Source organism: Cobetia sp. Dlab-2-AX, assembly GCF_024124625.1.
Taxonomy (GTDB): Bacteria; Pseudomonadota; Gammaproteobacteria; order Pseudomonadales; family Halomonadaceae; genus Cobetia.
This window is the reverse complement of the sequence record NZ_JAMXRV010000008.1, coordinates 71,655-90,621: the sequence shown is the minus strand read 5'-3', so window position 1 is coordinate 90,621 and position 18,967 is coordinate 71,655. Positions and strand designations below refer to the sequence as shown.

The window sequence follows — 18,967 nt, the reverse complement described above, 5'->3', positions numbered from 1 at the left end:
CAGGGACGCGTAGTCATAAGCTGTGTACCAATGGGAAGTGATGTTCTGGTCAAGTGAGAGCGGACACATTTTTAAGCCGCAGCAGCCAGTTCAATATCCCTCGGCGTTCGGTAGCCCAAGGTCGAGTGGAGTCGGCAGCTGTTGTACTCCATCTCGATATATTCGATCACATCTCGCCGTGCTGCTTGGCGGGTTCCATATCGCTGGTCAGCCAGCCACTCGCTTTTCAGTGAGCCGAAGAACCGCTCCATAACAGCATTGTCCCAGCAGTTTCCCTTGCGGCTCATGGAGGTCTGGAACCCGTGCCGATCCAGCGTGGATCGGTAGTCATGTGACGCGTACTGGCTGCCGCGGTCGCTGTGGTGGACCAATCCGCTCTTGGGTTGCCGGCGCCCTACGGCCATCTCCAAGGCGTCCAGAACCAACTGTGTGCGCATGTGGTCTGCCATCGCCCAACCCACAAGTTGCCGGTCGTGGAGATCGAGCACTGCCGCCAAGTAGAGCCACCCTTCCAACGTCCAGATCGCCGTGATATCGGCCACCCAGGCCCGGTTCGGTGCCGACACCAAAAATTGACGGTTGAGCAGGTTGGGCGCCACCGGAAGGCTGTGCTCACTGTCGGTCGTATGACGCCAGCGGCGCCGCTGCTTTGCTTCTACGCCGGCTTCCCGCATCAGACTCCGGGCCTGGTAACGGCCAACCTCGTAGCCACGACGTTGCAGCTCTTTGGCGATGCGGCGGCTGCCGTAGCTGCCTCGCTTCCGGCGGTGGATCTCTCTGACCTCACGGTGAAGGGCCTGGCGATGATCATCTGGGCCACGCCGTCGCCAGTCATAGAAACCACTCCGGCTGACCTGCATGACCCGACACAGCAAGGCCACTGGATAGGCGGCCTTCTCCGATTCGATGAACTGATATCTCAGCTCGATTCTTTGGCGAAGAAGGCCGCCGCCTTTTTTAAAATATCCTTTTCAATCTGAAGCTTACGAACCTCTTCGCGGAGCATCTTGATCTCGTTGTCGCGATCATCCGCATGTTGGCTTGAGGCGCCTGAAGTCTGTTGACGTTGCTTGCGGCACCAACGGTCCAACAAGCTACGGTCAACCCCCAGGCGCCGAGCTGCCTCGGATACGGTATATCCCTGATCGCTCACCAGGCTCACCGCATCTGCCTTGAATTCATCGGAATACCGACGTCGAGTCTTCTTGGTCATGAACACCTCCATCGCCTCTATTATGAGGCTTATCGGGGTGTCCGCTCCAATTGGACCACTTCATGACACCCTAGGAGTCGAAACGATGACCGCGGCAATATTCTTGGCAGGAGCCCTCATGTTGCACACGAACCTCTCGCTTGCCGACAGCCTTTACGAGCAAATACATGCCCCGGAGACATCCATTCAGGACAGTGAAGGCAATCTCTATCGTACCGTGAAGATCGGCGATCAGACCTGGCTTGCCGACAACCTCAGAACGACTCGCTACCAGGATGGCTCTGCCATCAGGACGGCCTTCATCCCCGAGGATGATCCCGACAATCTGCTGCCATATGGCCGTCTATATGACTGGCACGATGTCAGTGATGAACGCAATCTGTGCCCGGTGGGCTGGAGAGTCGCCTCGGATAAAGACTGGAAGACACTGGAACGCACCCTTGGCATTGCAGAAAAGGAGATCGACTCGACAGGCTGGCGTGGCGATGACGATATCGCCATCACGCTCAAGGCGGCTCAACCCGCTTCCCTGTTGACGTCCTTCGATCAGGCGCGCGTCAATCTCACCGGCTTTTCAGCCAGGCCGGCGGGCGTCAAGTGGAAGGGCTGGTATATCACCCAGGGGGCGTACACGGAATTCTGGACCCGCACGGAGGCCACACCGGCGAAAGCGTTTGCCAGAACATTGGCCTACTCTTGGTGGAATACCCACAAGGGCGAGATCCGCCGAGCGGCACTGGGCAAGGATGGCATGTTCTCGGTGAGATGCGTAAAGGAGTGATCGGGTCACAGCACTGGGGGGTAGGTGGAAGGACACAGTCGGTAGCGAGATAGGCGCAAGGAGCGCTTGAGCAAGGACTCTGGGCCGCTGAGTCACGCTGATTGAAGACTTTCGGGCATCAGCGATTGCAAGTGTGATTCAATAAAAGTCCTTGCTGAAGGGTTCCTGCAGGTTTCAGGAGCAAGATGACATCGTCGTGGTCAAGCGTCTTTCCGCAAATGGCGGGCTTCACGTTATTGTGTCGTGCTGATCATTGCTGGCTGGCAGCTAGCGCTCAGAAATACTCGACCATGATGTCACGCACGCTCCATCCCGGAGGTGATATCGGCTGTCAGGCGCTCTCGCTCAAGGCATGCTCGATGCGGGTGGCGGGGACACTCTTGCCGGCATCATTCACGAAATCCGTCGCGTGATTCTTGTCTTCACTGGCCCATTTGCGAGCATATCCGCGGCTGCCTTCTTCACTCAAGGCATGCTGCACTCTGCCTGCCGCCACGCTCATGCCGCTTTCCACATAGACTTGCGTGCTGCGCTCGGCCGGCTGCGCCTGCCCCATGATGCGGCTCTCGCTCAGTGCCTCACGGAGACGGGTGTCGCTTTCGCCATTGTCGGCAAATGCCGCATTGCTCACAGCACACAGCACAGCTGTCGCACACAGTACTTTCATGGCTTTCATGATGTCACTTCTCGTTTTTTGCGTTGGGTTGGTCAGATCTGCAAGATTAGCGATTTGCTGAACGTCAGATTGATGGAACGTAAAATGGAAAGAACGTCAGGTTGGTGGCGCCAAGGGCCTGTGAGCCAAGCGCGTTGTCAGCCGGTAGACTCCCCGAACAGGCTTCACTGGCCACCCTTGGTCACGCCGGACCTCACATATTGAACTTCACCAATGTCACGATACGTGACAGGCCCTGGGCCGACGCCAATGACTGCGCAGTATTGCCACGCACATCCTGGATCGAGGGATCCGCACCTGCCTGCAGTAACAGTTTGATGATGTCTTCATTGCCGAACAGAGACGCCATCATCAGCGCCGTCTGGCCACTGTAATTGCGATGATTCACATCACAGTCGGTATTGGCGATCAGCCATTTGGCTGTTTCGTCAAAGCCGCGAAACGCCACGCCCATGAAGGCATTGCTGCCCTTCTCATCGAGTGCACAGGCGTCAGCACCGGCAGACTTCAGTAGCGCCAGGGTGTCGGTATGCCCGTAGTAGGCCGCGAGAATGAAAGGGGTATAGCTGCGGGAATTGGTGACCGAGAGATCACCGCCCTGCTGAACATATTCACGGATCGCGGCATTGTCGCCATCGCGTGCGGCGTCAAAGATATCGATATCGCCAGCCGCGACAGCCTGCCCCGCCATCACCATCATCAGCAGACTGGCCAACACCGCCAGCCATCTTCTGCCCAGGCCGTGTGGCTGCCCGATGGGGACTGTGGCTCGTATCGTTTGCATCTTGCGCTTCTCTCTCGTCTTTCGCTCGTGTGCCGGCCGGCAGAGGAGCGCAAGCTCCCCTGCCGGGTGAAACAGGCCCGGGACTTCCGGGCAGCGGGTGATCGCGATCGCATCACGCTTTTCTTCATACGCTTTGCTTTCAGCCGCTGACTCAGATGTCTCAGTCCTCGATCAGCTCTTCCACGTCGTCCATGTCGACGTCTGCCACCTTGGCCAGACGCTCACCGTATTCGTGGTCGGCCTGGTAGAAGTGGCTGACCATGATCTCGCGGATCTCCTCGTTCTTGACCTTGCCCAGGTCAGTCCCCAGCGCCTGGATCAGAGCGTCCTGATCCTGCTCGGAGAAGGAGCGATACAGCTCACCGGCCTGAGCGAAGTTCTGCTGCTTGCCGATCGGCTGCTGCTGTGTGGTGCCGTTCAGGGTGTAGCGCTTGTACTCGTACTGGCTGTCATCCACCAGCGAGTCGGCGTTGCGGCTCGGCTGATAGTTGATGGAGCCGGAACGCGGCTTGGAGTAACCCGCGCCGTCCTGGTGGTTGTTGTGCACCTCATTCTTGGGCGCATTCACCGGCAGCTGCATGAAGTTGGCCCCCAGGCGATAACGCTGGGCATCGGCGTAGGCGAACAGACGCCCCTGCAGCATGCGGTCTTCGGACGGCTCGACACCCGGCACCAGGTTGGCCGGCGACATGGCCGCCTGCTCGGTTTCCTGGAAGAAGTTGTCCGGCGTACGATTCAGCGTCAGCTCACCGACCTTGCGCGCCGGGATCAGGCCTTCCGGCCACATCTTGGTGGTATCGAGCGGATTGAAATCGAAGCTGTTCAGCTTGCTCGGGTCGAGGGTCTGGATGTAGAGATCCCAGACAGGATCATCGCCGGCATCCAGATGGGTGTAGAGATCATCGGTCAGGTGGTTGAAGTCCGTGGACTGCACCTTGGAGGCTTCTTGCGGCGTCATGCCGTGGTTGCCCTGACGCGACTTCCAGGTGAACTTCACGTACTTCCAGTCGCCTTCGGCATTGACGAATTTGAAGGCATGCACGCCAGAACCATCCATCTCACGCAGGCTGGTCGGAATCCCCAGCGGCGAGTAGAGGTAGGTCAGCATGTTGGTGCTTTCGGGGATATGGCTGAAGAAATCGAAGTAGCGATTCGGGTCCTGCAGGTTGGTACGCGGGTCCGGCTTCAGCGCATGGATCATGTCCGGGAACTTCATCGCATCGCGGATGAAGAACACCGGGAAGTTGATGCCCACGATGTCCCAGTTGCCCTGCTCGGTGTAGAACTTGACGGCGAAGCCACGCGGGTCGCGCAGGGTTTCCGGCGAGCCCTTGCTGTTGATCACACTGGAGAAGCGCACGAAGACCGGCGTCACCTGGCCCTTGTCCTGGAAAGGTGCCGCGACGGTCAGATCGGTCAGGTCCGCGGTGGCACGGAACTCACCGTAGGCACCGGTACCACGAGCGTGGACGACACGCTCCGGAATGCGCTCGCGCTCGAAGTGTGCCAGCTTCTCCAGCAGGTGGTGGTCCTGCAGGAGTGTCGGGCCATTCGGGCCGGCGGTCAGGGAGTTCTGGTTGTTGCCAACTGGCGCACCATTGGAGCGAGTCATCACTTCCTGCTGCGCCAGACTGCTGGCAGAGAGGCCCAGCGCCATCACGGCCGTCAGGGTCTTCATGGGGAAACGTACGTTCAGCATCTCGCAAAATCCTCGTTAAATCAGGGAGTAACGGGGCGAGGAGTATTGGCGAGAAGCTCCCATAGCAAAAATAAATAATAACTAACCGTGAAATAGCCAAACCTAATGTGTTGCAATATAAGCACCAGTTGATTCATCCCGCCAGCGAGGAACCTGAGATGTCGTCCGGCACGGCTGCCGGGACTTGCTGCATGTTCATACATACAGGTGTCGCGCTGATGCGGTTTTCAGGTCAGATGCAATCTCCTCCCTCATCAACCGCCGAGCGGGAGACGCGTATCCAAGGCCTGAGGACCAGACGTTCAGGCCAGGATTGTTGCGTCCTGTCATCCAATCCGGGCGTCTCAAGATACTCGATGCTGCCTGTCGCCTACCACGAATACGAACGGATGGTGGCCCACCATTCGCCCACTCCCCCTCTTTCTGCCTTGTCGTCCTCTGCAGACCGTCTGCTTGAGAGCCTACTCTTGAGCGCCTCTCGCCAAGCGCTATAGGACTTGATCATCCCGGCCAGAAATGACCGAGCGAAAAGCCGAGCATGGGCAAACTGCGCCTTGTCAGGCGACTCCATATACCAGAAACGACAAGGGCCCCTCATCCGAGGGGCCCTTGTCGTTAGGACTTGCGCCGTCTCTTTCAGCACATGGCGCGGTTACGCCTGGCGATTCGTCTTCTTCGGCTTGCGCTGGAAGGCCGGCATGTCATCGATGACCAGTACCGGGTTCAGCTCTTCCTTGGGGAAGTCATTCTTGAGCCAGCGCAGCATGGACAGCCCCAGAATCAGCATCACCGGAATCATCGGCAGCGCCACCACGATGGTGGAGGTCTGGACGGTCTTCAATCCCCCCAGCTGGATCAGAGCCACCCCGACAGCGGCGATCAGGAAGGCCCAGATCAGGCGGAACGAGCGCTTGGGCTCCTGATACCCGGAGAGCTTGCGCGACGTGACCGAAGCCAGCACGTAGGCCGAGCTGTCCAGGGTGGTTGCCAGGAAGATGAAGCACAGCAGAATGAAGGCCACCGTGACCAGCTTGGCAAACGGCAGGGTCTGCAGGATACCTTCCACCGCCAGCGGGATACCGCCGCTGTCCAGCAGCGCCTTGATGTCAAGTGCGCCACTGATCTGCAGGTCCAGCGCGTAACCACCCCACACCGCGAAGAACACCCAGGTGCCCAGCGAGCCGAATACCAGCTCGGCGATGATCAGCTCACGGATGGTACGGCCGCGCGAGATGCGCGCCACGAACAGGCCAACCATCGGCGCGTAGGCGATCCACCAGGCCCAGTAGAAGACGGTCCAGTCCTTCCAGAAGGTGGAATCCCCCGCCGGGTCGGTCCACAGACTCATCGGGATGAAGTTGCCCAGGGTCTTGCCGAGGCTGTTGACGAAGCCTTCGACCATGAATTGCGAGTCACCGACGATGAAGGTGAAGGCCAGCAGGAAGATCGCCAGGATCACGTTGACGTCGGAGAGAATCTTGATGCCCTTGGCCAGGCCGAACCAGACACTGGCGGAGAACATCGCCGTCCAGATGCACAGCACCGCGACTTCCAGCCCGAAGTTGGCTTCCATGCCGAGGATGCCACTGACCAGCTGTGATACCAGCGGTACCGCCAGCCCCAGCGAGGTGCCGACGCCGCCGACGATCCCGAACACGACGATGGAATCCAGCAACACGCCCCAGGCACCATCCGCATGACGGCCCAGTACACCGCGCGAGGCGACGGACAGACGCACGCCATCACGCTTCTTGATGTACATGGAGTAGGCGATCGGCAGGCCCGGCAGGCAATAGAAGGCCCACGGCGTCAGCCCCCAGTGGAACTGACCGAAGGCCAGCGCCCACTCCGCGGCCTCACGGCTCTTGGCCGCCACGTGGTAGGCCGGGGAGGTGTAGTAGTAGATCGGCTCGACCCATGCCCAGTTGACGATCGCGATCCCCATCCCGCATGTGAAGATCATCGCCACCCAGCTGAAGTAGGAAAAGTCAGGTGTATCCTCAGCCCCGCCCAGGCGGACGTTGCCGTAGCGGCTGAACGCCAGCCAGATGAGGAACCCGACGACACTGAGACCGGCCACCAGGTACAGCCAGCCGAACTTGCCGGTGGCGAACGCGAACGCCGCATTGATCAGCGCGGTACTGGCCTCCGGGAACAGGATGACCGGAGCGATGAAGGCCACGATGACCAACACGGCAGGGATGAAGACACGCGGGTCCAGATGATCGCCATCACTGGCGGGGGGAACGGCTTCTTGCACGACTACCACCTTAGTGAGAAAGCCCGAGCAAGAGGGGCGAGACGTCGCTCTTGCTCGGGCAGTTCGCTGTATTCAATAATTTTTCGTAATGAAAAGAGCGCGGTATTATACATATTTTTATTCCACGCGCATTATACTTTCCCGGCAACCGCGGGGAGCATGAATCGCGACACGGTATTTTCTCATGAAAACATGAATTTCATTCATCAAACTTGCACTGCGCACTTCACATCCTCGCGCCCTCCTCATGCCTTCTTCGCGCCCTCCTCGACCCAAGGTTCCACCAGACGCGAACAGGCCGCCGACACGTCGATGTCGGCGGCCTGTGGGTCTCAAGCGCTCATGAGCGGCGACTGTCACGCAGAAGCCAGCACCTGACGCGGCAGTCTTTCCGCCCCTTGCTTCGCGAGGGTCACCCCAGCCGATGCGCCAACGTCACACGCAGAAGCCTCGACGTTCACCTCGTGCCACAAGACGCTCAGCGCTTGAGCACTTCTCATGCGCCGGAAGCTGACCCCTGCCAGCTCAGGGTCAGACGAGCCGGCCTTGAGCGATCAACACTGGCTGAAGTACTGAGGCAAGCAGGGTCTCTATCAGTTGCCGCCGACGGCTGACTGCAGAATCCATCTGGCCGCCTTCTCAGCGATCATCAGGGTCGGCGAGTTGGTATTGCCGCTGACGATGGTCGGCATGATGCCGGCATCGGCCACCCGCAATCCCTGGATACCACGCACACGCAGACGGCTGTCGACCACCGCCATCGGGTCATCCGCACGCCCCATGCGCGTGGTGCCCACCGGATGGAAGATGGTGGTGCCGATATCGCCGGCGAGCCTGGCGAGCTCTTCATCGGTCTGGTACTCGACCCCCGGCTTGATCTCCTCGGGCTTGTAGCGCGCAAAGGCAGGCTGGGAGGCGATACGCCGCGTGACCCGCAAGGAATCGGCCGCGACCTTGCGGTCTTCTTCCGTGCTCAGGTAGTTGGGCGCGATCGCCGGGGCCTGATGCGGATCGGCGCTCTGCAGACGCACCGTGCCACGGCTGGTGGGGTTGAGATTGCAGACACTCGCGGTGATCGCCGGGAACGGATGCAACGGCTGCCCGAAAGCCTCGAGGCTCAGCGGCTGGACGTGGTACTGGATATTGGGATGGGCGTAAGTCTCGCTGCTGCGCGTGAAGGCCCCCAGCTGCGACGGCGCCATGCTCATCGGCCCGGAACGCTTGAACAGGTACTGCATGCCGATGCCCATCTTGCCCAGCAAGGTGCTGGCCATGGCGTTCAGGGTCTTGGCATTGGTGACCTTGTAGACCGAGCGGATCTGCAGGTGGTCCTGCAGGTTCTCGCCGACGCCGGGCAGGTCCTTCACCACCTCGACCGCATGTTCCTCCAGCAATGCCCTAGGCCCGACACCCGAGACCTGCAGCAGATGTGGCGAACCGATGGCGCCGGCACACAGCACGACCTCACGCTTCGCCGAGAGGTTGATGACCTTGCCGTCACTCACGACCTGCAGCCCAGTGCAGCGCAGATCGGAGGCTTCCTTCGCCTCCTTCGCTAAGTCCGCCGCGCCTGTGCCAGCCCGTGTTTCAGCCCCCATGCCCTGCTCGCCGCCCGAGAACAGCAAACGATTGACCTGGGTGGAATGCCACAGGGTCAGGTTGCTGCGCTTGAGCGCCGGCCGCAGGAAGGCCTTGGCCGTGTTCCAGCGCCAACCCGCCCGCTGGTTGACCTCGAAATAGGCCACCCCTTCATTGCTGCCGCGGTTGAAGTCCTTGGTGCGCGGAATGCCGGCCTGCTCGGCCGCACTGGCGAAGTCATCCAGTACTTCCCAATTGAGTCGTTGACGCTCGACGCGCCATTCCCCGCCGTGACCGTGGAAATCACGCTGCTCAGGATCACTGCTGGCGCCGTCATCCAGCAGCGCGTGATCCTCGTGACGCATGAAGTCAGCCAGGCACTGCTCCCAACGCCACTCGTCGTCTCCGGACACCTCGGCCCAGTGATCGTAATCCCGCGCCTGGCCGCGCATGTAGATCATGCCGTTGATGCTGGAACAGCCGCCCAGCGTCTTGCCGCGCGGATAGATCAGCGAACGGCCGTTGAGGCCCTTGTCCGGCTCGGTGCGGAACATCCAGTCGGTGCGCGGATTGTTGATGCAGTACAGATAGCCCACCGGAATGTGAATCCAGTGGTAGTTGTCACGTCCGCCCGCCTCGACCAGCAGTACGCGGTTCTCAGGACTGGCGCTGAGGCGATTGGCCATCAGGCAGCCGGCGGAACCGGCGCCCACGATGATGTAATCGAATTCAGAGAGATGGTCGCCCCTACTGGCGGTAGAGGGGGCGGGGCGAGCCCCCTGCTCGCCCTCCGGGGATCGATGCGGGTTGTTCTTGTTGTCTGACATGGCGCGTCCCTCTCCAGACAGCTGGCGTATGCTGGTAGATAACCTGAATACAGATGGCGACAGTGCAGATAGCCCAGTCGCGAGCGACTCACTTGACCGTCGGCATGGCGAATTCGGCACCGGCATCGATGGAATCCGACCAGCGCTGCATGATGGACTTCTGCTTGGTGTAGAAACGCACACCCTCTTCTCCGTAGGCGTGGGTATCCCCGAACAGGGAGCTCTTCCAGCCACCGAAACCGTGCCAGGCCATCGGGACCGGAATCGGCACGTTGATGCCGACCATGCCGACCTGGATGCGGCGCCCGAATTCCCGCGCGACACTGCCGCTTTCGGTGAAGCAGCTCACGCCGTTGCCGAATTCGTGGTCGTTGATCAGCTGGATGGCGGTCGCGACGTCCGGCACACGGACACAGGCCAGAACCGGGCCGAAGATCTCTTCCTTGTAGATGGTCATGTCCGGCGTGACGTGATCGAACAGCGTGCCGCCCATCCAGAAGCCTTCAGTGCTGTCGCCGCCAATGTCGTTGCCGGTGAACTCACGCCCGTCGACGAACATCTCGGCGCCTTCCGCGACGCCCTTTTCGATGTAACCGCAGATACGCTCATGCGCCTGGCGGGTGACGATCGGGCCCATCTCGGCATCCAGGTTCATGCCGTCCTTGATCTTGAGCTCGCGGGCACGCTCGGCCAGACGCGGCACCAGGGTGTCCGCCACATCGCCCACCATCACCGCGACGCTGATGGCCATGCAGCGCTCGCCGGCGGAGCCGTAGGCCGCGCCGATCAGGGCATCCACCGCCTTGTCGAGATTGGCGTCCGGCATCACCACCATGTGGTTCTTGGCGCCACCCAGTGCCTGGATGCGCTTGCCGTGACGTGCGCCGCGCTCATAGATCAGGTTGGCGATCGGGGTCGAGCCCACAAAGGACAGGGCGCGCACCTTGGGGTGATCGATCAGCGCCTCGACGGAATCCTTGTCGCCCTGCACCACGTTGAAGACGCCATCCGGCAGGCCCGCCTGCTTGAGCAGGTCCGCCATCATCAGCGAGGCGCTTGGATCCAGCGGGCTCGGCTTGAGTACGAAGCTGTTGCCTGCCGCGATGGCGACCGGGAACATCCACATCGGCACCATCGCAGGGAAGTTGAACGGCGTGATACCGGCAACGACGCCCAGCGGCTGACGCATCGTCCAGTTGTCGATGCCGGTGCTGACCTGGTCGGTGAAGTCCCCCTTGAGTAGCTGCGGGATGCCGCAGGCGAATTCGACGATATCGATGCCGCGTGCCACTTCGCCCTGGGCGTCAGTGAACACCTTGCCGTGCTCGCGGGTGATCGCTTCCGCCAGTTCATCCTTGTGCTCGTTGAGCAGTGCGAGGAACTTGAACATTACTCGGGCACGGCGAATCGGCGGCGTATCGGCCCACGCCGGGAAAGCGGCGTCGGCAGCAGCCACGGCGGCATCGACATCACTGTTGCGTGCCAGCGCGACCTGGCCGGTCACCTTGCCGGTGGCCGGATTGAAGACATCCTGAGTGGCGCAGGAATCGCCTCGGGTCACCTGGCCGTTGATGAAATGCTGGATGGCGTTGGCTGCTGTCGTCATGGTGCTGATCTCCGCTGGCGGTGTTTTATCGGAATAAGCCTGTGTCATGCACATGTCTGGCGCTGAAGACTCTTCGCCTGCTCAATGACGTTCGCCTGGTCAATGACGAACGAGGACATGCCATCAGCAGGTGTTCATGAAATTACGCCGCCATGCGCAGGGTGCAATTGAGTAATTCTTGGGTGAGATATAACGATTACTGATATCCGATTTCGCTCAGAAACGCCTCCCCTTTCCTCGAGAACCAGAGAAATATTCAAGCTTTTATAATCAACAAGTTACAACGAAAATAAGAAAGGAGTGCCGACAGCGACAGGCGCTTCGCTCACGAGGCCTGTCCCGGGTGAACACGACTTGCCGCGACCAATGGCCAATAGGTGGCAGAGAACGCATTCAGGCCACAATGCGAGATGCTGGACCAGCAGCACGCGTCTCGCCGGCCAGAAAAATGCCAAACACATGGATGTCACTGATGCAGGATCTGTCCCGACTCAATGCCTTTGTCACCGTGGCGCGCACCGGCAGCGTGTCGCGAGCGGCCGAGGCATTGCACCTTACCCAGCCCGCGATCAGCCTCAAGCTCAAACAATTGCAGGAAGGCCTGGGATTGAGCCTGTTCGAGCGTCACCCCCATGGCCTGTTGTTGACGGCCGATGGCCAGGCCTTGCTGCCGAGTGCAGAGAAGGCCCTGGCTAGCGCGCGTGGCTTCGAGCAGGCCGCCGCGGCACTGCACAGTACCGTGCGCGGCAAGCTACGCATCGGCACCATCGTCGACCCGGAATTCATTCGCTTGGGCAGCTTGCTGCGCCACCTGCTTGAGCGTGCGCCCAATCTGGAAACGGAACTTCACCATGGCATGAGCGGCTGCGTCCTCAAGGCGCTGTGCCAGAATGCGCTGGAAATCGGCTTCTACCTGGCACCACCCGGAGAGGGACCACGCGATGACTCCCTCTGTTATCGCGAGCTGGCATTCTTCGACTACTTCATTCTCGCCCCCACCGGCTGGTCAGCACGCCTGACGGAGACTGACTGGCCCTCCCTGGCCGCCCTGCCGTGGATCGTGACGCCGGAAAACTCCGTTCACTCACGCCTGCTGGCGCATGCCATGCGCGACAGTCAGTGCACCCCTCACCGTGTCGCGCAGGTGGATCAGGAAGTCTGCATGCTGGACCTGGTGCGCGCCGGCGTCGGGCTGACACTGGCCCGCGATGTCCTGGCGCTGGCCGAGCGTCAGGAACGCGGCCTCAATATCGTGCCGGACACCCGCCTGCCCTGCGCCTTGAGTGTGGTATGGCGCCACGACAAGCAGCACGAACCCTGTGTCGAAGCCGCCCTACAAAGTCTCGAAGAAGTCTGGCCATCCAAGTAAATGATGCTTTCAGGACAAGTGAGTGAGGCCTGATATTTCACGCGGCAAGCCCAGTCCTGCTGTGCCTTATCTTTCTTGACTTACCCTCACTCTGCGGTATGCCGACGGCATCGGGCTGCCCGTTCATGCGGGGCTACTCGATTGGTGCAGGATGGATTATTCTATTCGTGTTTCGGATGAAATCGTGTGCCCCGTCACGAGCGCGTGATGCCTCCTCACGTTCGGTGTCGAGGCCTCATCGGATGACAGTCCTGTCGAATCACAAGGTAAGCAATGATAGATTTCAACAATAAAGGCTTTTTCAAACTCAAACAGAATGATGAATATGCCGAGCGCGTCAATGACCTGCTGATTGATGGCGAAGAGATCATCTCGGCCTACAAATCGATGCGTGACGGCGTCGTCTTTACCAACAAGCGAATCATCGCCGTCAATGTTCAAGGCTTGACCGGCAGCAAGAAAGATTTCACCTCTCTGCCGTACAAGAAGATTGAAACCTACTCCATCGAAACTTCCGGCACCTTTGATCTTGATTCAGAGCTCACAATCTATTTCTCGGCACTCGGTACGGTGAGGTTTGAATTCACCGGCAAGACACGCCTTACCGAAATCTCGCAAGTCATCACCACCTATGTGTGCTGATGCCCTACTGCTTCCATTGTGAATTCCTTTGATCAAACGGGGTTACCCAGATGAGTGATATGTCAGTCGAGCAATTCGAAGAAAACATGAAACGTGAACTCGACAAGTTCGTGCGCAGTACCACGGCACCTGCCAAGCCAGTTGCCAAGCCACGTGCCACGCAAAGCACCACGCCTCTCAAGGGGCTCAGGGTGACGCTGGGCGTCAAGAACAAGCGACTGGCATTGGAAGAACCCTTCACGGTGCAGACCGATAGCATCTCCAAGGTTCAAGCCAAAATTCAGGCAGAGAAAGCGGCGCGCAAGGCCGGCTGGAAAATCATCAGCCATGTGATCGACTGGAACGACACCGAACGAGCCCCCGACGCTCGCTGACGACGCGCCAGCCACGGACATCAAATATTCCGCTAATCCATATCGATATAACCGAAAGGCAATCCTTAAGCGCGTGACATAGTCTCTGTAGACACACTCGTTGTCTAGAAGGGGATATCGATGAAATACTTTGATGCATTATTCTCGTTGATCGCCGCGGTACTGGTCTCTGCACTACTCCCTTTTGAAGTGGAACAAGGCAATCGTTCTACTCCACAAGCACCGCATGAACGCTCTATTCTGGTGATAGAGGGATTGCTGAAGGAGAGTGAAGACAACGCGTCGGTTGATACGTGAGTCACCATCACTGGATCATCGCGATAGGGAGCCGGCTTGCGGCGTAAACGGACAATCCCGTCAATTGCCAGGATATTCCCACAGTACGCTCATGCGCAGCGACGTCACTTGAGGAGGCCGAATGGCGGACATTCAACTACGTATTGAATTGATGGACACGGATCCCCTGGTCTGGCGTCAAGTCGTCGTGCCAGAAACGATCATCTGCACCGACTCCACGAGCTCATCCAGGACGTGATGGGGTGGGAGGAGCAACACCTGTACGAGTTTGAGTGTGACGGCCGCTACTACGCTGAACCCGACGACTTCAGCGAACGCCCCATTACCATGTCGCGAAATGCCAAGCTGAAGACCTTGGTGAAACGGGCCAAGGGAAATGCCTTCCAGTATCTCTATGATTTTGGCGATGACTGGGAACATCGCATCAGCATCGAAGCAACAGGGATGGAAGCTATATCCCCCTGTCCAAGATGGCTGGATGGCGCCATGGCATGCCCCCGGAGGATATCGGCGGTGTGCAGGGGTATGCTGCCCTGAAAGCCGCCAGCGCCGGCGAGCAGAATCCTCATGGTCACGTGCTACTTCAGATGCTGGGGGAAAACTTCTCGCCGGAAGCACTGGATGAGGAGGCCATTGAAGAGAACCTCATCCCCTTCCAGGCAGGCTTCAATCGCATGGCATGACCCGGACGCCCCCCCTGACTCGAGTGATCATCAAGCCTGATGGGCAGCGACCATGCAGCATTGCTATCGGGTGGGCCCGCGAATTGCTCCCTTCCTGCATCGCTCATTCCACCTCTATCACTATTGAGCGCTCGGGAGCCATTCGGCGGCAATCATGTCATGGAAGATAGCGTGATCACTCGAGATCAATAAACTGGGCGGAGCTGTCAGCGCAGGACCTCAATGGCGCCATGATCATCACAGTGGTCACCATGGGGGTGGTGCAAGTGGCCATCGACCAGGTAGTCGATGTGATCGCCGTGAGGAACCGCTTCGTGACCGCAACCCGGACCATGTACGTGATCCGGCGCATGTCCATTGCAGCTATGCTGCGGTGTGCAGGTATCGGGATTTATCGCAGTTACCTCGACGACATGCTTATCCACGTGGTCTTCATGGGGATGATGCAGGTGACCGTCATGGAGGTAGTCAATGTGGTCGCCATGCTTGATGCGGGTATGGCCACAATCCGGGCCATGCTGATGGGAATGATCTCGGTGCGTCTGGCAGCTCATGATAATCTCCCGGCGGTCAGCCCCTTCAAGAACAATCGTTGTACTGCGTCATAAGGCGTCTTTGCATTACGCCAATCCCCCAAGTATTGCTCTCAGGTTAGTGTCTTTCGCGGAGTTATCCAGCGAAAGAACTGGATGTCTTACACTCGACCGGAAACTGGCACGGCGATGGCACCAAAAGCACAGCGATACGCCCAGGCGCTCTTGGTCCACGCTCAAGAGCCGCCGGTGCCCGAGGGCGACCTCGAAATCTGAAACTTTGAGGAGGCCTGACAGCATGGCCAGCTGAGGCCATGGCGGGAGATCCACGCCAACGCAAACGGGCATGGCAACCTTCGTCGCCATGCCCGTTTTCTCATCGCCGCTGACGACCAGCGCCCGGCGCTCCCTTTCTGCAGGATAAGACAGCGGGACAGCATGATCCGTTAGACAGCCAGGGCTTGCTCTGGGCGAGAACGATCACGAAGACTTTCTTGCCCCACGCCCGAAGCGCTTGTTGAACTTGGCAATACGTCCGTCGGTCTGTGCGACCCGCTGCTTGCCGGTATAGACCGGATGCGAGGCACTGGAGACATCAATCGCCACATAGGGGTACGTCTTGCCCTCGTAGTCTGCCGTCTGGGACGTCAGCGCCGTGCTGCCAATCACGAAGTACTCATTGGACGTGGTGTCGTGGAACAGGACGTCGCGATAGTTCGGGTGAATGCCTTTTTTCATTGCTCTCTCCTGCGGATACGTGTGCTACACACCCAATGTTATAACATAACATATCCAGTAGATGGCAATACTTCTCATTCCCTAGCAGGATCCCAACCTCCTCACGGCCTGGGGAAGACGGCTCCCATGACCGGCTGCATAGCGGCCATTATTGAAGGTGGGTCGGCAAATCAAGCGCTTGCGCACTGCCTAGGTGACGCGTTTCCCACCCCCAGACACGACAATGCCCCGACCTGGCAACAGGACGGGGCATTGTCGTAGTGAAGGGATCATATGCGGTGTAGTCACCCTCTCTGAAGGCCCACTGACCGCCAGCGCTAACGCCGAAACACCACACTCAGATTGTTCGCCGGCATCTCGACGACCTTGTCGAGGTTCAGGCCGTTGAGCTCCGCTTCCTCGATGACCGCTTCCAGATCACGCACGCCCCACAGCGGATTGCGGCTTCTGAGCTGCACATCAAAGCCTTCGTTGCTCGGCGCCGTGTGCTGCCCTCTCCGCTTGTAGGGGCCGTAGAGATACAGCACACCGTCCTTCGGGAGGCGCCGACCGGCCTGCAACATCAGCTCGGACGTGACCCGCCATGGTGAGATATGGATCAGATTGATTGCCACCAGCGCATCGCAGGCCACGTCAGACCACTCGGACAGCACATCCAGCGTGATCGGCGCCTTGAGGTTGGGCAAGGCGGCTTCGGCGCGCCAGTCAGCGATGGACTGCAAGGCACGCGGGCTGGCATCGCTGGGTTGCCATTCAAGGTGGGGGAGCCCGTGGGCGAAATGCACTGCATGTTCGCCGCTGCCACTGGCCAGTTCCAGCACCTCACGCCGCTGTGCCAGCACGTCACGCAGGACATCGAGAATCACGTCACGATTGCGGGCGACCGCCGGACTGGCGAGACGCTGACTGTGCGCCAACTCGACATCCTTCTGCGAGGATTGCGACGCGGCGCTTGGCAAGTCATCGGGTAACTCGGGGATGGCCATGCAGCACTCCTTTCAACAGGGCAAATGACTCAGAACGAAAAGATGGCGAGATCATAACAAAGCGCCGCACCCCTGAGGGGCGCGGCGCTTGAGCTAACCGTGACTGGATCGGGCGATGTCGGTCAGGCTATCTCGTTCGGGCTATCTGAAGAAGGCCACATGAACGACTCTAGCGGGCACGCGCCACTGTCGAGCGCGCGCGCCAGAAGTCCAGCACTCGCAGCGGGTCACCCACCTCATGGGCCTTGTGTTGCGCGTTGTGCGCCATGGCACGCGTCGCATCACGGTCACCCAGCAGACGCTCGAGGGCGGCTGTCCATTCTGCCGGCTCATCCCCGACCAGCAGGCCATCAACGCCGTCCTCGATCAAATCCACATAGGGCGCCCGACGACTGTAGATGCCCACCCCGCCCATACGGGTGATATCGAGAAACCGCAGCCAGGAGGCATCGCGATTGTCGGAGTTTTCCATCAAGGGGGCCAGGCCGATGGCGATCCGACGCCGCGAGCAATAATCCTGGAAGCCCTCCCAGCTGACGGCCTCCATCGTCTTGAGGCGGGGAATGTCGCTGAGTGCCAGCGGTAGATGGCGCCCCATCATCAGCTCCACCTCGCTGTCCGAATGCCGCGCCTGGATATCGCGCAACACGGGTGCCAGCGCCACGATATCGTCACGATGTGACAGAGTGCCGTGAAAGCCGATGCACCAATCGCTCTGCTCGAGATGGTGAAGATCCGGCAGCTTGCCAGTCAGTGGCGGCGTCAGCAGGCTGACTTTGGGGTGCAGGCTCGCCAGAGCGGCCTCCAGCTGCTCGCTGACCACGACGATTTCATCCGCCAGCGTGAACAGTCGCTGCTGCAATTGGGCAGCCTCGGCCTCAGAGCCTGCTTCAGGGGTGGCATTGCCCTGCTCCGCTGCCGACGGCTCAGGGGAATGCAGATGATCGACGAGGTAGCAGATACGACCGTGCTGCTCACGATGTGCTTCCAGCATCTCGATCCACTCTCGCCCCAGGCTACGCGCGATCAGCAGGCAGGCGCCGGAGAGGCGCGCCTGAGCAAGCTTGGGAGAGAACTTCCAACGGCGGGTTTCAAAACGCTCGACACGTGTGCCTTCCTTGCGCAACGCGGCCATGGCAGGCAGGAAGAAGTAGATATCTTCCAGCGCCCGGGCTTCATCACTGAGTACGATCCAACGAGGAGTGGTCGGGAAGGCGGTCATGACAGTCTCCTTTACTCGAGGCATTCATGGTCCCGGCACGTTCGGCGTCACCGCCAAACAAGCGCGAGCGAGAGCACACACTGACTCTGGGACGCTTACTTTGAGCTTAATGATTTCTGGGCATCACACCACTCAAATTTTGCTGGTGTGTAGCGGATGTAATCAACGTGTTACCTGCGTTGGGTGCCAATTCGCCACTGGCAGTGGCAGGTTCGAAGACTTCAGGCCCGGAAACGACAAGGCCCGCAGGGTTGGCTGCGGGCCTTGTGGGTTGATGAACCCGATGTCAAATCGAGTCATGTGCCTTGCGTGAAGCTGACTCTCATCACGCCACGCGTATCAGTTCGTGGCGGTCTTCACCGAGTGCCGTAGCACGGCGCACATCCCGTGCCATGTTACGCTCCCTGTCCCTGCTGAATTTCCGCTGTCATTGCGGATCAGTCAGTGCCTACGCTCCCTGACCCAATGAACTGACAAGCTCACCGGGCTCCCTGACGCAGCATCTGATTCAGCTCATAGCGTAAACAGCAAGAAAACAGCCTGCAGCATGGTTTTCGCCGCAAGATTGCGCATTTTATTGCTATTTATACTGCTTAACAAAATATCGCTAAATCAATATATAGCTCGGAGCTGGGCAAGGCAGGAGTATGATGAGACTCATGCCAAGTCACCCCAGGCAGTTGAGGCAGTTGAGTCACT

Annotated in this window: 15 protein-coding genes and 2 pseudogenes; 7 read left to right on the top strand and 10 right to left on the bottom strand. The window is 59.4% G+C overall.

Annotated elements, in window-relative coordinates; translation table 11 throughout:
• Positions 1-71: 71 nt before the first annotated feature.
• Positions 72-1,213, bottom strand: a pseudogene (locus NH396_RS13520) (IS3 family transposase).
• Positions 1,214-1,331: 118 nt separating this feature from the next.
• Between NH396_RS13520 and NH396_RS13515 the strand changes: the two are divergent.
• Complete coding sequence (locus NH396_RS13515) at positions 1,332-1,994, top strand: fibrobacter succinogenes major paralogous domain-containing protein (protein WP_253064371.1); 663 nt, start codon at positions 1,332-1,334, stop codon at positions 1,992-1,994.
• A 331-nt stretch (positions 1,995-2,325) separates the two neighbouring features.
• Here NH396_RS13515 and NH396_RS13510 read toward each other — a convergent pair whose 3' ends face one another.
• The 6 genes from NH396_RS13510 to NH396_RS13485 all read right to left on the bottom strand — a co-directional run bounded on the left by NH396_RS13510 (position 2,326) and on the right by NH396_RS13485 (position 11,424).
• Positions 2,326-2,670, bottom strand: a complete 345-nt coding sequence (locus NH396_RS13510) for a hypothetical protein (protein ID WP_253064370.1) — start codon at positions 2,668-2,670, stop codon at positions 2,326-2,328.
• 193 nt (positions 2,671-2,863) lie between these two features.
• The gene (locus tag NH396_RS13505; RefSeq protein ID WP_253064362.1) at positions 2,864-3,454 is read right to left on the bottom strand and encodes an ankyrin repeat domain-containing protein; all 591 of its coding nucleotides are present in this window, start codon (positions 3,452-3,454) and stop codon (positions 2,864-2,866) included.
• A gap of 160 nt (positions 3,455-3,614) precedes the next feature.
• Positions 3,615-5,153, bottom strand: a complete 1,539-nt coding sequence (locus NH396_RS13500) for a catalase (protein WP_290441782.1) — start codon at positions 5,151-5,153, stop codon at positions 3,615-3,617.
• A gap of 652 nt (positions 5,154-5,805) precedes the next feature.
• Positions 5,806-7,413 carry a BCCT family transporter gene (locus NH396_RS13495; protein WP_253064361.1) on the bottom strand — a complete coding sequence of 536 codons (1,608 nt, stop codon included), beginning with the start codon at positions 7,411-7,413 and terminating at the stop codon, positions 5,806-5,808.
• 593 nt (positions 7,414-8,006) lie between these two features.
• Positions 8,007-9,818 carry a GMC family oxidoreductase N-terminal domain-containing protein gene (locus NH396_RS13490; protein WP_290441781.1) on the bottom strand — a complete coding sequence of 604 codons (1,812 nt, stop codon included), beginning with the start codon at positions 9,816-9,818 and terminating at the stop codon, positions 8,007-8,009.
• Between the two features lie 88 nt (positions 9,819-9,906).
• Positions 9,907-11,424: a CoA-acylating methylmalonate-semialdehyde dehydrogenase gene (locus NH396_RS13485; RefSeq protein ID WP_253064360.1), complete on the bottom strand. Its 1,518-nt coding sequence runs from the start codon at positions 11,422-11,424 to the stop codon at positions 9,907-9,909.
• Between the two features lie 472 nt (positions 11,425-11,896).
• Between NH396_RS13485 and NH396_RS13480 the strand changes: the two genes are divergently transcribed.
• The 6 genes and pseudogenes from NH396_RS13480 (at position 11,897) to NH396_RS13450 (ending at position 15,397) form a co-directional block, all read left to right on the top strand.
• Positions 11,897-12,793 (top strand): LysR family transcriptional regulator, encoded by an 897-nt coding sequence (locus NH396_RS13480; RefSeq protein WP_175090413.1) that lies wholly within the window; start codon positions 11,897-11,899, stop codon positions 12,791-12,793.
• Between the two features lie 273 nt (positions 12,794-13,066).
• Positions 13,067-13,435 (top strand): PH domain-containing protein, encoded by a 369-nt coding sequence (locus NH396_RS13475; RefSeq protein ID WP_054557116.1) that lies wholly within the window; start codon positions 13,067-13,069, stop codon positions 13,433-13,435.
• 86 nt (positions 13,436-13,521) lie between these two features.
• A complete protein-coding gene (locus NH396_RS13470; RefSeq protein ID WP_176677309.1) occupies positions 13,522-13,809 on the top strand; it encodes a hypothetical protein in 288 nt (95 codons plus the stop codon).
• 120 nt (positions 13,810-13,929) lie between these two features.
• Positions 13,930-14,106, top strand: coding sequence for a hypothetical protein (locus tag NH396_RS13465; protein ID WP_156941181.1), 177 nt, complete (start codon positions 13,930-13,932; stop codon positions 14,104-14,106).
• A 237-nt stretch (positions 14,107-14,343) separates the two neighbouring features.
• Positions 14,344-14,789 (top strand): annotated as a pseudogene (locus tag NH396_RS13460) (plasmid pRiA4b ORF-3 family protein).
• A 230-nt stretch (positions 14,790-15,019) separates the two neighbouring features.
• Positions 15,020-15,397 carry a hypothetical protein gene (locus NH396_RS13450; RefSeq protein WP_253064358.1) on the top strand — a complete coding sequence of 126 codons (378 nt, stop codon included), beginning with the start codon at positions 15,020-15,022 and terminating at the stop codon, positions 15,395-15,397.
• Between the two features lie 405 nt (positions 15,398-15,802).
• Here the strand turns inward: NH396_RS13450 and NH396_RS13445 are convergent, their stop codons facing one another.
• The 3 genes from NH396_RS13445 to NH396_RS13435 form a co-directional block, all read right to left on the bottom strand.
• Positions 15,803-16,060: a type B 50S ribosomal protein L31 gene (locus tag NH396_RS13445; protein WP_253064357.1), complete on the bottom strand. Its 258-nt coding sequence runs from the start codon at positions 16,058-16,060 to the stop codon at positions 15,803-15,805.
• A 317-nt stretch (positions 16,061-16,377) separates the two neighbouring features.
• Positions 16,378-17,046 (bottom strand): DUF938 domain-containing protein, encoded by a 669-nt coding sequence (locus tag NH396_RS13440; RefSeq protein ID WP_253064356.1) that lies wholly within the window; start codon positions 17,044-17,046, stop codon positions 16,378-16,380.
• 169 nt (positions 17,047-17,215) lie between these two features.
• Positions 17,216-18,268 carry a glycosyltransferase gene (locus NH396_RS13435; RefSeq protein WP_253064355.1) on the bottom strand — a complete coding sequence of 351 codons (1,053 nt, stop codon included), beginning with the start codon at positions 18,266-18,268 and terminating at the stop codon, positions 17,216-17,218.
• Positions 18,269-18,967 lie beyond the last annotated feature (699 nt).

What these genes read in the sequence shown, in the direction of transcription:
- NH396_RS13450 (WP_253064358.1), top strand. Translation starts at nt 15,020, where the DNA reads ATGATCATCACAGTGGTCACCATGGGGGTGGTGCAAGTGGCCATCGAC.
- NH396_RS13440 (WP_253064356.1), bottom strand. Translation starts at nt 17,046, where the DNA reads ATGGCCATCCCCGAGTTACCCGATGACTTGCCAAGCGCCGCGTCGCAA.
- NH396_RS13465 (WP_156941181.1), top strand. Translation starts at nt 13,930, where the DNA reads ATGAAATACTTTGATGCATTATTCTCGTTGATCGCCGCGGTACTGGTC.
- NH396_RS13480 (WP_175090413.1), top strand. Translation starts at nt 11,897, where the DNA reads ATGCAGGATCTGTCCCGACTCAATGCCTTTGTCACCGTGGCGCGCACC.
- NH396_RS13510 (WP_253064370.1), bottom strand. Translation starts at nt 2,670, where the DNA reads ATGAAAGCCATGAAAGTACTGTGTGCGACAGCTGTGCTGTGTGCTGTG.
- NH396_RS13475 (WP_054557116.1), top strand. Translation starts at nt 13,067, where the DNA reads ATGATAGATTTCAACAATAAAGGCTTTTTCAAACTCAAACAGAATGAT.
- NH396_RS13515 (WP_253064371.1), top strand. Translation starts at nt 1,332, where the DNA reads ATGTTGCACACGAACCTCTCGCTTGCCGACAGCCTTTACGAGCAAATA.
- NH396_RS13505 (WP_253064362.1), bottom strand. Translation starts at nt 3,454, where the DNA reads ATGCAAACGATACGAGCCACAGTCCCCATCGGGCAGCCACACGGCCTG.
- NH396_RS13490 (WP_290441781.1), bottom strand. Translation starts at nt 9,818, where the DNA reads ATGTCAGACAACAAGAACAACCCGCATCGATCCCCGGAGGGCGAGCAG.
- NH396_RS13470 (WP_176677309.1), top strand. Translation starts at nt 13,522, where the DNA reads ATGAAACGTGAACTCGACAAGTTCGTGCGCAGTACCACGGCACCTGCC.
- NH396_RS13500 (WP_290441782.1), bottom strand. Translation starts at nt 5,153, where the DNA reads ATGCTGAACGTACGTTTCCCCATGAAGACCCTGACGGCCGTGATGGCG.
- NH396_RS13485 (WP_253064360.1), bottom strand. Translation starts at nt 11,424, where the DNA reads ATGACGACAGCAGCCAACGCCATCCAGCATTTCATCAACGGCCAGGTG.
- NH396_RS13435 (WP_253064355.1), bottom strand. Translation starts at nt 18,268, where the DNA reads ATGACCGCCTTCCCGACCACTCCTCGTTGGATCGTACTCAGTGATGAA.
- NH396_RS13445 (WP_253064357.1), bottom strand. Translation starts at nt 16,060, where the DNA reads ATGAAAAAAGGCATTCACCCGAACTATCGCGACGTCCTGTTCCACGAC.